The following is an 11,853-nucleotide window of genomic DNA, read 5'->3' as shown; positions in this document are numbered from 1 at the left end:
CCCTGCGAAGGAACAGCCATGCGCACACTGCTGTCCGGCCTGGGCGTCGCCGCCCTCGCCGCCGTCACCCTCACCGCGCCGGCGCACGCCGAAGGCGCCGTGCTGCACGCCGGCTCGGCCACCGCCGTGCCCGGCAGCTACATCGTCAAGCTCGAGGACGTCGCCGCCGCGGGCGCGGTCGCCGCCCGGCTCGACGGCCGGGTCACCCGGGAGTTCCCGTCGCTGCACGGCTTCGCCGCGACGATGACCGCGACGCAGGCCCGACGCCTCGCCGCCGACCCGGCGGTGGCCTACGTCGAGCAGGACCAGGTCGTGCGGGCGCACACCACCCAGACCAACGCGCCGTTCGGCCTCGACCGGATCGACCAGCGCGCGCTGCCGGTCGACGGCACGTACAGCTACACGTCGACGGGCCTGCGCACCCGCGCGTACGTGATCGACACGGGCATCCGGGCCACCCACACCGAGATCGCGGGCCGCACGTGCCCCGGCTACGACGCGGTCGACAACGACACCGTGCCGCAGGACGACAACGGTCACGGCACGGCCGTCGCGTCCCTCATCGCGGGCCGCGTGAACGGCGTCGCCAAGCAAGCGGTGGTGTGCGGCGTCCGGGTGCTCAACGGCTCGGGCGGCGGCACGACCGCGGGCGTGATCGCGGGCATCGACTGGGTGGCGCGCAACCACGTCAAGCCCGCCACGGCCAACCTCAGCCTGGGCGGCGGCGCGTCCACCGCGATGGACGACGCGGTGCGCCGGCTCATCGCCGCGGGCGTCACGGCGTCCGTCACGGCGGGCGGCAGCGCCTCCGACGCGGCCAACTACTCGCCCGCCCGCGTCCGGGAGGCGCTCACCTCCGGCGCGGCCACCAGGACCGACACCCGGGCCACGTTCTCCAACTACGGCTCGGTGGTCGACGTCTACGCGTACGGCATGAACATCACCGTCGCGTGGAACACCGGCGACACCGCCACGAACACGCTCAGCGGCACGTCGTTGGCCACGGCGTACGTCACCGGCGTGACGCTGCGGTTCCTCCAGCTCAACCCCGCCGCCACCCCCGCGCAGGTGCACTCGGCGGTCGTCTCCGAGGCGACGCCGCTGTCGTGGGGCCGACTGCTGTACTGGTCGCCGACCCGGTGACCTACTGCTCGGCCAGGTGAGCCGGCGGCGCCGACGACGGGGCGAGCTCGTGGCGCATCACGAGCTCGCCGCCGTCCACCTCGCCGGTGTCGGTGAAGCCGAACGCCGCGTACAGGCCGCGGGCCACCGCGTTGCCGGGCACCACGCTCAGCACCAGCTCGGTGCGGCCCTCCGAGCGCGCCACCTCGGCGATCGCGGCCAGGCCCTTCCGGCCGAGGCCGCGGCCCTGCGCGCGCCGGTCGACCATGAACCGGACGATGTGCAGCGCCTCGGGCCGGTCGCGTTCGAGCAGGGTGAAGCCGACCAGCTCCTCTCCGCTGACCAGCGCAAGAGGTTGCAACTTCGGGCGGTGGATCCAGGCGTCCGCGATCGACTTGAGGTTCGTCGCGACGAACGCCCGCTGCTCCTCATGGACCTCCAGGCCGATGACGGCCCGGTAGTTGTCCTCGGTGACCGGTTCCAAACGCATGTCCGGACGGTAGCGCCGCGGTCACGCGACCGCGCCCGGATTATGGGAACACGCAGGTCAGGCGGTTTATTGACGCTGAGCGCTCAACTGGCAAATGTTCACACTTCCGAGTTAACACCCTGGTTGCCTACGGTGATGACTGTCAGCGAGGGCAAGGTGGCCCAACGTCACCCCCGAGCCCTGCACAGCTCCTCGGGGTGGGTTGGGGTCACCGTCGAAGAACGGAATCCCGCATGCGACAGTCACGACAGGTCCGGTTCCTGGCCGGGGTCGGGGCGACGGCGCTCGTCGTCACCGCGTCCTCCCTGTTGGCCGCCCCGGCGCAGGCCGCCGAGGGCGAGATCCGCGCCGCCGACGCCGCGAACAAGGTCCAGAACCACTTCATCGTCAAGCTCAAGGACGGCTCGGCCGCGTCCGCCCAGAGCCTGGCGGACCAGTACGGCGGCCACGTCGACACCGTCTACCGCAGCGCGCTGAACGGCTTCGCCGTGTCGCTGCCCGAGCAGGCCGCCAAGCGGCTCGCGGCCAACCCGGCCGTCGAGTACGTCGAGCAGGACCAGGTCTTCACGATCCAGGCGACGCAGACCAACCCGCCGTCGTGGGGCATCAACCGCGTCGACCAGCGCAACCTGCCGCTGGACACGTCCTACAGCTACACCTCGACCGGCAGCGGCGTGAACGCCTACGTCATCGACACCGGCGTCCGGATCACCCACACCACGTTCGGCGGTCGTGCGCGCAACGGGTACGACGCGGTCGACAACGACAGCGTCGCGCAGGACGGCAACGGCCACGGCACGCACGTCGCGGGCACCATCGCGGGCAGCCAGTACGGCGTCGCCAAGGGCGCGACGATCTACGGCGTGCGCGTGCTGAACAACGCCGGCAGCGGCACCCTCGCCGACGTGATCGAGGGCATCGACTGGGTGACCGCGAACCACGTCAAGCCGGCCGTGGCGAACATGAGCCTCGGCGGCGGCGTGTCCACCACGATCGACGCGGCCGTGCGCCGCTCGGTCGCCGCCGGCGTCACCTACGCCGTCGCGGCGGGCAACAGCAACGCCAACGCGTCCAACTACTCCCCGGCCCGCGTGGCCGAGGCCATCACGGTGGGCGCGACCACCAACACCGACGCCCGCGCCAGCTACTCGAACTACGGTTCGATCCTGGACATCTTCGCGCCGGGCTCGTCGATCACCTCGGCGTGGCACACCAGCGACACGGCCACCAACACCATCAGCGGCACCTCGATGGCGACCCCGCACGTCGCCGGCGCGGCGGCCCGCTACCTGCAGGGCGCCCGCACGGCGACCCCGGCCCAGGTGTCGAGCTACCTGGTCGGCCAGTCGACCGCGAGCAAGGTGACCAACCCAGGCAGCGGTTCGCCGAACCGCCTGCTCTACCTGGCGCCCAGCGCCTGATCCGCATTACGCCCGAACCGGGGCCGTCCCTGCGGGGGCGGCCCCGGTCGCGTGTCCTGACCTGCGCGTTCAAGGTTTGCTCACCGTTCGTTCAGCGCCCTCTGCGCATACTGGTGCCGCGGCGGCCCACGGCGTCCATAGGTGGTGGCGCAGGGGGGAGGGCCGCCGCGTTCACACGTAGATCGACAGCGCCAGCGACACCACCCAGCAGGCGCCGATCACCTGGAGCACGTGGTCGCGCAGGGCGATGCGCTCGGGCTCTCCCGCGCCACCGTCGTCCACGTCGACCGCGTACCGCAGCACGGCCACCACGAACGGCACGATCGACAGCATCGCCCAGCCGGAGTCGTAGTCGGCGCGCTCGCGCATCTCGAACGCCCACAGCGAGTAGGCCAGGATCATGATCGCGGCGGCGGTGGCCCAGACGAACCGCAGGTAGCTGGCCGAGTAGCGGCGCAGCGACGCGCGGATCTCCGCGCCCGTCCGCTCGTAGAGCACGATCTCGGCGTACCGCTTGCCCGCCACCATGAACAGCGAGCCGAACGCCGTCACCAGCAGGAACCACTGCGACAGCGGGATGCCGGCCGCGATGCCGCCCGCGATGGCGCGCAGCAGGAACCCCGACGCCACGATGCACAGGTCGATCACCGGCTGGTGCTTCCACCCTAGGCAGTAGCCCAGTTGCGCGGCGCAGTAGACGCCGATCACCACGGCCAGCGGCGGGCCGGAGACCAGGGAGACGGCGACGGCCGCGACGAACAGCGCCGTCGCCGCCACGTACGCCGTGCGCGTCGAGACCACGCCGTCCGCGATCGGGCGGCGCCGCTTGGTCGGGTGCGCGCGGTCGGCGTCCACGTCGATCGCGTCGTTGACCAGGTACACCGCGGAGGCGGCCAGGCAGAACGCGACCAGGGCCAGCCCGGTGTCCAGCAGCACCGCCGGCTCGCCCAGGCGGTTCGCCGCGAACGGCGCGGCCAGCACGAGGAAGTTCTTCACCCACTGGTGCGGCCGGACCGCGCGGACCAGGCCGGTGATCGCGCCGGTGCCTCGCGCCGTGGTGCTGCCCGGTTCACCGGTCTCGTTCAGCTCGCCGGTGTCGCTCTTCTGACCGGTGTCGCTCATCTCGCCGCTCCGTCCAGCTTGCGGCCGACCAACCGCCCGAGCACCGCGCCCAACGCCGCGCCCGCCGCGACGTCGGTGGGGTAGTGCACGCCGAGCACCAGCCGGGACAACAGCATGGGCGGCACCAGCACCGGTTCCAGCCGGCGACCGGTGAGCCGCGAGAACAGCACCGCGGCGGCGGCGGTCGACACGGCGTGCGCGGACGGGAAGCTGAGCCGGCTGGGCGTGCCGGCCAGCACGGCGACGGACTCGTCGGCCGGCCGCTGCCGCCGGACCACGCGCTTGACCGCGATGGCGACCGCGTGCGACCCGGCGACCCCGGCGGTCGCGACCAACCAGTCCCGCCGCCGCCCCCGGTCCACGGCCGCGCCCGCGAGCCCCAGCGCCAACCACCCCGCGCCGTGCTCGCCGAACCACGACAACCCGCGCGCCGACGCCACCACCAGCCGGTGGCCGAACGCACCCTGCACCTGGTTCAGGACGGTGATCTCGGCAGACCTGGCGGCCCTCCGGCGATCGGTGGCGGGGCGAGCGGTGGTGTGCGCGGTGGTGTGGGCGGTCATCCCGGCACCTGCCCGGGGCGGAGGGTGGTGCCGCAGTGGCCCCGGGGCGCGGCGAGCCGCACGCCCTCGGCCCGGGCCAGGTCGGTCCGGAGGTAGTCGCGCAGCCGCGCCAACCGCGCCGCGTCGGGGACGGCGTCGCGGCGCACCCAGTCGCGCGCGGCCGGCCCGGTCGAGAGCAGGTGGTAGTCCGCCGCCATCCTCGGGTCGTCCGCGATGCCGGTGAGCCGCGACCACTCGCCGTGCGAGTGGATGAACGTCGGCTTCACCCGGTCGAACACGTAGTCCCGGACGCCGGCCATGTCCCGCGCGCCCCACAGGTCCGCGAGCCTCGGCTCGGCCAGCCCGACCAGGTCGACCACCGCCAGCCTCGACGTCAACGCGGTGCCGCCGATGTCCGGCAGCACCACGGTGGGGCGCGCGGCGCCGAGCACGTCCGCCAGCCCGTTGAACCCGCGCCCGAACGTCTCGGCCACCAGGCACATCGGCACCGTCGGGTCGGCGCGGAACTCCCGCGCCGAGGCGGTGAACCGGGCCGCCGTCGGCAGCACCGCGACGGCCAGGACCACCGACAACACCGCACGCCGCCGGGCCGTCCCACGCCCCAGCACCCGCGCCACGGCGAACACCGCGACCAACGCGCCCAGCACCCACACGGGCGTGGCGAACCGCAGCTGCCCCATCCAGTCGGGCTCCAGCACCGCGAACGCGAGCAACGACAAGCCGAACGGCACCAGCAGCGCGACGAGCGCCGACCCCAGCCGGGAGCCCCGTGCCAGCGCCAGCCCCACGCACAGCGCCACCACCAGCACGGCCAGGGCGCCGGCGTACTGCACCACCTCGCCGACCCGGGTGAACCCCGCGAGGGTGGGCGGGGCCTGGCTCTTCGCCGCCGCCGGCAGCGCCAGCCACCGGCCGAACTCCACCCGCCGCCACGCCACGTAAGCGCCGAACGGCACCAGGAACACCGCCGCGGACAACGCCACCGACCGCACCGCCGCCGCCGACCCGGCCCGGCGCGCCGTCAGCAGCACCAGCAGCGGGTACGCCCCGGCGTAGATCAGCCCGTCCGGCCGGGTCAACGCCGCCAGCGCGACCAGCGCGCCGGCCACCGCCGCCACCCGCCCGGACAGCAGCCGGTCGTCCAACACCGCCGTGCACAGCACCACCGCGAGCCAGCACGTCGCCAGCGCGTACAGCGGGTTCTCCAGCCCGGAGAACACCCAGACCACGAACGACGGCACGGCCGCCAGCACCGCGCCGAACGCCACCGTCACCAGCCCCGGCCGGCGGAACACCCGGCGCGCGGCCGCGTGGCACGCCAGCAGCACGCCCGCGCAGCACAGCACCGCGAGGACCTTGGGGAACAGCACGTAGTCCGGCACGCCGAAGATCGCGCCCCGGTCGAACAACCCGACCAACCGGCCCAGCGCGAGCAGCGCCAACCACGCCGGGTTCGAGTACGCCTCGGTCGGCTCCGCGCCCGGCTGCAGCACCGAGCCCGCGCCGTCGGTGATCGTGCGCGCGTACGCGAACGTGATCGCCGCGTCGTCGACCAGCCAGTGGCCGTACAGCGCGCCGTGCGAGGCGATCAACGCCGTGCCGCCCGCCACCGGCAGGACCCACCGGGCGCGGCGCGCGGGTCGTGCGGCGGGCGCGTGCCCGGTGACGCGCTCGGGCGCGGTCGTCGCGGTCACGTCGGCAACCGCCGGAACACGGCGCGGGGCAGGTGCCGCAGCGCCGACATCACCAGCCGCAGCGGCGCGGGCGCCCACACCAGCTCGCGCCGGTCGCGGACCGCGTTCACGACCACCTGAGCCACCTGGTCCGCGGTGCTCGACAACGGCGGCGGGCGCAGGCCGTCGGTCATCCGGGTGTGCACGAACCCCGGCCGCACCACGGTGACGGTGACGCCGTGCGGGCGCAGCGCCTCGCCCAGCCCCTGGTAGAACGCGTCCATCCCGGCCTTGGTCGAGCCGTAGGCGAAGTTCGACCGCCGCACCCGCTCGCCCGCCACGGAGGACAGCGCGACGATCACGCCGTGCCCCTGCGCGCGCAGCCGCTCGGCGAGCCCGACGCCGACCGACACCGCGCCGGTGTAGTTGACCTCCGCCAGCTCGACCGCCGCCTCGTGGTCCTGCCAGGCGCGCTCGGCGTCGCCCAGCACCCCGAACGCCACCAGCGCCACGTCGATCCCGCCGTCGGCGAAGGCCTTGTCCAGCACGGCGGGGTGACCGCCGACGTCACGCGCGTCGAAGTCCACCGCCGTCACCGGCACGCCCGCCGCCGCCAGCTCCGCCACCGCCGCGTCACGCCGGGGTGAGGGCCGGGCGGCGAGGACCACGCGCGGCTTGCGGGTGGCGGTGTAGCGCCGGACCACCGCCAGCGCGATCTCGGACGTGCCGCCCAGCACGAGCAGGCTCTGGGGTGTGCCCACCGCGTCGATCACAGGTTCAACCTCCTGGACATGTCGGACGCGAAGACGCCGTCCGGGTCGACCGAGGCGCGCACCGCGCGCCACTCTTCGAATCGGGGGTAGCCGCGGCGGACGGCCTCGGCCGTGGTCCGCGACTCCTTGGCCAGGTAGTGCCGCCCGCCCGCGTCGAGCACCAGGCCGTCCAGCTCGTCGCACAGCTCGGCGAGGCCGGGCCGGATCGGCAGGTCCACGCACAACGTCCAGCCCGGCACGGGGAACGACAGCGGCGCGCGGTTGCCCGGCCCGAACCGCTTGAGCACGTTCAACGCCGACACGTGGCCGGACGAGGCGATGCGCTCCACCACCCGCCGGATCACGTCGACCGCGGCGAACGGCACCACGAACTGGTACTGCAGGAACCCGCGCGGGCCGTAGCCCCGGTTCCACTCGCCGATCACGTCGAGCGGGTGCAGGAACTCGGTGATGTTCTGCACCTGCCCGGACCGCGTGGGCGACTTGCGGTACCAGAGCTCGCTGAACGCCCGGCCGGTCGCCCGGTTGAGCAGCCCGGAGGGCAGCACGTCCGGCACGGTGAACAGCCGGGGCGCGTCGAACGCCAGCGGGTCACGGCGCAGCTTCGCGGGCAGGTCGTCCAGCCGCGCGTGGTTCGCCCTGGTCAGCACGCCCCGGCCCAGCCGCGGCCCGGTGGCGGTGGCGTCGAACCACGACACCGACTCGGCGTAGCGGTCGTCGTCGGCGGACTGGCGGGCCAGCAGGTCGTCCAGGTTGTCCACCTGCTCGGTGTCCACCACGAAGTAGGAGGTCTCCACCGGGACGACGCTCAGCGTCGCGCGCAGCACCACGCCGGTCAGGCCCATGCCGCCGACGGTCGCCCAGAACAACGCCGAGCCCTTCCCGTCGGGGGTGAGCGTGCGGACCGAGCCGTCCGCGGTGAGCAGGTCGAGCGACCGCACGTGGTCGCCGAAGCTGCCCACGACGTGGTGGCCCTTGCCGTGCACGTCGGCGGCGATCGCGCCGCCCACGGTGACCTGGCGCGTGCCGGGCAGCACCGGCGGCCACAGCCCGAACGGCAGCAGCGCCCGCATCAGGGCGTCCAGCGAAACGCCCGCCTCCACGTCGACCAGGCCGTCGTCGACCGCGACGCCGCGAATGCGGTCGAATCGGGTCATGTCCAGCACGACGCCGCCCGCGTTCTGCGCCGGATCGCCGTAGCTGCGGCCGAGGCCGCGGGCGATCACCCCCCGTTCGCGGGATTCTTTCACGATATTCGCGACGGCCTCGAAATCACGAGGGGAAACGACCCGCGCGACCGTCGGCGCGGTGCGACCCCAACCGGAGAGCCTGACTAGCATCGGCGCAGACTAACGGACACTGGTATTCCATCCGAGAGGTGTCGAAACGGTGGTGCGAAACGGCGGCGCGACCCGTCAGGCGATGATGTTCGTGCTGGTGGGAGCGCTCTGCGCGGGGCTCGACTACGGGACCTACAGCACACTTCTCGCATTCGGGGCGTGGGTGCACGCCGCCAAGGCGGTCAGTTTCACGATCGGCACCACGGCGGCGTTCTTCCTCAATCGACGGTTGACGTTCGGTGTCCCTGCCGGGGGTGTGCGGCAGGTGGCGGGGTTCGCCCTGCTGTACCTCAGCACATTCATCGCCAACGTATTGGTCAACGCGCTCGTATTGCACCTGTTGCCACCCTTTCGGGTGGAATATGCGGTGGCGTGGCTGATCGCGCAGGGCGTGGCCACGGCCGTCAACTTCGCCGGCCTGCGCGCGGTGGTCTTCCGCGTCGGGAAACCTGGTGGCGTCGGGCACCGGGTCGTTGGCTAGCCTTGACGACCAGCCGTCAGCCGAGCTGACCCCAGAAGCAGCGAACACCGAGGAGAGCAGTTCCCGTGATGCGCACGCACGAGGCCGGGAAGCTCCGCGCCGAGCACGCCGGGCAGTCCGTCACCCTGACCGGGTGGGTGGCACGCAGGCGCGATCACGGTGGCGTGATCTTCATCGACCTCCGGGACGCCTCCGGCGTGGCCCAGGTCGTCTTCCGCGAGGGCGAGATGGCCGAGCGCGCGCACAAGCTGCGCTCGGAGTACGTGGTCAAGGTCGTCGGCGACGTGACCCGCCGCCCCGAGGGCAGCGAGAACCCCGAGCTGGCCACCGGCGACATCGAGGTCTACGCCAGCGAGCTGGTGGTGCTCAACGAGGCCGCCCCGCTGCCGTTCCAGCTCGACGAGCACCTGGAGGTCGGCGAGGAGGCCCGCCTCCGGCACCGCTACCTCGACCTGCGCCGCACCGGGCCGGCCAAGGCCATGCGGCTGCGCAGCGAGGCCAACCGGATCGCCCGCGAGGTGCTGCACGCCGAGGACTTCGTCGAGGTCGAGACGCCGACCCTGACCCGCTCCACCCCCGAGGGCGCGCGCGACTTCCTGGTGCCCGCCCGCCTGCGCCCCGGCTCCTGGTACGCGCTGCCGCAGTCGCCGCAGCTGTTCAAGCAGCTGCTCATGGTCGGCGGCCTGGAGCGGTACTACCAGATCGCCCGCTGCTACCGCGACGAGGACTTCCGCGCCGACCGGCAGCCCGAGTTCACCCAGCTCGACATCGAGATGAGCTTCGTCGAGCAGGACGACGTGATCGCGCTCGGCGAGAAGATCGTCTCCGCGCTGTGGAAGGACCTGGCCGACCACGAGATCGCCCGGCCGTTCCGCCGCATCTCCTACGCCGAGGCCATGGCCAAGTACGGCACGGACAAGCCGGACCTGCGCTTCGACCTCGAGCTCACCGAGCTGACCGAGTACTTCAAGGACACCCCGTTCCGGGTGTTCCAGGCGCCGTACGTGGGCGCGGTCGTCATGCCCGGCGGCGCGTCGCAGCCCCGCCGCACGCTCGACGCCTGGCAGGAGTGGGCCAAGCAGCGCGGCGCTCGCGGCCTGGCGTACGTGCTGGTCCAGGAGGACGGCACGCTCGGCGGCCCGGTCGCCAAGAACCTCTCCGACGCCGAGCGCGACGGCCTGGCCAAGGCCGTCGGCGCGAACCCGGGCGACTGCGTCTTCTTCGGCGCGGGCGACCCGGACGGCGCGCGCGCCCTGCTCGGCGCGGCCCGCGTGGAGATCGCGCACCGGGTCGGCCTGATCGACGAGAACGCCTGGTCGTTCGTGTGGGTCGTGGACTTCCCGATGTTCGAGGCGGTCGACAAGATCGGCGACGACGTGGCGGTGGGCAGCGGCAAGTGGACCGCGCTGCACCACGCGTTCACCTCGCCGACGCCGGAGTGGATCGACCGGTTCGAGGAGGACCCGGGCAACGCCCTGGCCTACGCCTACGACATCGTCTGCAACGGCAACGAGATCGGCGGCGGGTCGATCCGTATCCACCGCGCGGACGTGCAGCAGCGGGCGTTCCAGGTCATGGGCATCACGCCCGAGGAGGCGCAGGAGAAGTTCGGCTTCCTGCTCGACGCCTTCTCCTACGGCGCGCCGCCGCACGGCGGCATCGCGTTCGGCTGGGACCGGATCGCCATGCTGCTCGGCGGGTACGACTCGATCCGCGAGGTCATCGCGTTCCCGAAGAGCGGCGGCGGCTACGACCCGCTGACCGCCGCGCCGGCGCCGATCACCGCGCAGCAGCGCAAGGAGGCGGGCGTCGACTTCAAGCCCGCGCCCGCGGAGAAGCAATAGCACCGTGCTGCACCTGCGCGCCATCTGCCCGGTCGAGCGCACCGACGCGGTGCTGGCCGCGCTGCGACAGGACCCCGGCGTGACGCACGTCGTGGTCCTGCGCGGCGCGGCCGTCGACCCGGCGGGTGACGTGGTGGAGGCCGACGTCGCGCGGGAGGCCACCGACGGCGTCGTGTCCGCCCTGTGCGACCTCGGCGTCGACCGCGACGGCGGCGTCACGCTGGAGCTGATCGACACCGCGCTGTCCGACGCGGCCGACCGCGCCGAGGAGGCCGCGCCCGGTGACGCGGCCGACGCCGTGGTGTGGGAGGAGTTGCTGTCCCGCACCGGCGAGGAGTCGCGGCTCAACGCCACGTTCCTGTCGTTCCTGACCATCGCGTGCCTGCTCGCGGCGGTCGGCGTGGTGACCGACTCGCCGATCACCATCGTCGGCGCGATGGTCGTCGGGCCGGAGTTCGGCCCGCTGGCCGCGATCGCGGTCGGGCTGGTGCTGCGGCGCTGGGACCTGGTGCGGCGCGCCGCGCTGGCGCTGGCGGCCGGGTTCCCGGTGGCCATGGCGATCACCGCGGGCGGCGCGTTCGCGGGCTCGTTCACCGACCTGTTCGACCGGGACATGGTGCTGTCCGCGCACCAGGTCGACTTCGTGTTCCAGGTGGGGCCGTTCTCGTTGATCGTGGCGCTGCTCGCGGGCGCGGCCGGGATGCTGTCGATGACGTCGGCGAAGTCCGCGGCGCTCGTCGGGGTGTTCATTTCGGTCACCACGGTGCCCGCCGCCGGCTACGCCGCGCTGGCCGCCGTTCTCGGTGAGTGGGACATATGTCTCCAGTCGATTGCACAACTCGCGGTGAACCTGGTCGGCATCGTGGCGGCGGCGGCGCTGGTCCTGGCGTTGCGCAACCGCCGGGCGCGGGTCCGGGACCTGGGACGACCGCTCGCCGACGGTTGACCCGGCGCTGATTTCCACAAAAGGTGGAACGGCCGGACCGTGAGCACTACCGTCACGGTGCCCGGACGGGTTCTGTCA

11 protein-coding genes are annotated in these 11,853 nt (G+C 73.0%); 5 read left to right on the top strand and 6 right to left on the bottom strand.

The window, feature by feature from the left end:
* Positions 1-18: 18 nt before the first annotated feature.
* Complete coding sequence (locus AB0I91_RS00655; protein ID WP_499612763.1) at positions 19-1,143, top strand: S8 family peptidase; 1,125 nt, start codon at positions 19-21, stop codon at positions 1,141-1,143.
* Between the two features lies 1 nt (position 1,144).
* Here the strand turns inward: AB0I91_RS00655 and AB0I91_RS00650 are convergent, their stop codons facing one another.
* Positions 1,145-1,612 carry a GNAT family N-acetyltransferase gene (locus AB0I91_RS00650; protein ID WP_498772458.1) on the bottom strand — a complete coding sequence of 156 codons (468 nt, stop codon included), beginning with the start codon at positions 1,610-1,612 and terminating at the stop codon, positions 1,145-1,147.
* A 233-nt stretch (positions 1,613-1,845) separates the two neighbouring features.
* On the opposite strand from AB0I91_RS00650, the gene AB0I91_RS00645 reads away from it, so the two are divergent.
* On the top strand, positions 1,846-3,033 hold the full coding sequence (locus tag AB0I91_RS00645) for a S8 family peptidase (RefSeq protein ID WP_498772460.1): 1,188 nt from the start codon (positions 1,846-1,848) through the stop codon (positions 3,031-3,033).
* A 171-nt stretch (positions 3,034-3,204) separates the two neighbouring features.
* Here AB0I91_RS00645 and AB0I91_RS00640 read toward each other — a convergent pair whose 3' ends face one another.
* From AB0I91_RS00640 to dprE1, 5 genes are read right to left on the bottom strand one after another with little or no spacing between them, the layout of a single operon-like run.
* Entirely contained in the window at positions 3,205-4,155 is a 951-nt protein-coding gene (locus AB0I91_RS00640) for a decaprenyl-phosphate phosphoribosyltransferase (protein ID WP_499634456.1), read from the bottom strand.
* Positions 4,152-4,718 (bottom strand): phosphatase PAP2 family protein, encoded by a 567-nt coding sequence (locus AB0I91_RS00635; RefSeq protein ID WP_499612758.1) that lies wholly within the window; start codon positions 4,716-4,718, stop codon positions 4,152-4,154. The genes AB0I91_RS00640 and AB0I91_RS00635 overlap by 4 nt, the downstream gene beginning before the upstream one ends.
* Entirely contained in the window at positions 4,715-6,412 is a 1,698-nt protein-coding gene (locus AB0I91_RS00630; protein ID WP_499612756.1) for a hypothetical protein, read from the bottom strand. Before AB0I91_RS00630 ends, AB0I91_RS00635 begins: the two co-directional genes overlap by 4 nt.
* Positions 6,409-7,164 carry a decaprenylphospho-beta-D-erythro-pentofuranosid-2-ulose 2-reductase gene (dprE2, locus tag AB0I91_RS00625; RefSeq protein WP_499634454.1) on the bottom strand — a complete coding sequence of 252 codons (756 nt, stop codon included), beginning with the start codon at positions 7,162-7,164 and terminating at the stop codon, positions 6,409-6,411. The genes AB0I91_RS00630 and dprE2 overlap by 4 nt, the downstream gene beginning before the upstream one ends.
* Positions 7,161-8,504: a decaprenylphosphoryl-beta-D-ribose oxidase gene (gene dprE1 / locus AB0I91_RS00620; protein ID WP_499634452.1), complete on the bottom strand. Its 1,344-nt coding sequence runs from the start codon at positions 8,502-8,504 to the stop codon at positions 7,161-7,163. Before dprE1 ends, dprE2 begins: the two co-directional genes overlap by 4 nt.
* A 49-nt stretch (positions 8,505-8,553) precedes the next feature.
* Between dprE1 and AB0I91_RS00615 the strand changes: the two genes are divergently transcribed.
* The 3 genes from AB0I91_RS00615 (at position 8,554) to AB0I91_RS00605 (ending at position 11,775) form a co-directional block, all read left to right on the top strand.
* Entirely contained in the window at positions 8,554-8,985 is a 432-nt protein-coding gene (locus AB0I91_RS00615; RefSeq protein ID WP_498772472.1) for a GtrA family protein, read from the top strand.
* A 65-nt stretch (positions 8,986-9,050) separates the two neighbouring features.
* Complete coding sequence (gene aspS, locus AB0I91_RS00610) at positions 9,051-10,829, top strand: aspartate--tRNA ligase (RefSeq protein ID WP_498772474.1); 1,779 nt, start codon at positions 9,051-9,053, stop codon at positions 10,827-10,829.
* Positions 10,830-10,833: 4 nt separating this feature from the next.
* Positions 10,834-11,775: a DUF389 domain-containing protein gene (locus AB0I91_RS00605; RefSeq protein WP_498772476.1), complete on the top strand. Its 942-nt coding sequence runs from the start codon at positions 10,834-10,836 to the stop codon at positions 11,773-11,775.
* Positions 11,776-11,853: the final 78 nt, after the last annotated feature.

This window comes from Actinosynnema sp. NPDC049800 (genome assembly GCF_040656635.1).
Lineage (GTDB): Bacteria > Actinomycetota > Actinomycetes > Mycobacteriales > Pseudonocardiaceae > Actinosynnema.
Note: the sequence above shows the minus strand (reverse complement) of the source record. Positions and strands in the feature narration are given on the sequence as shown.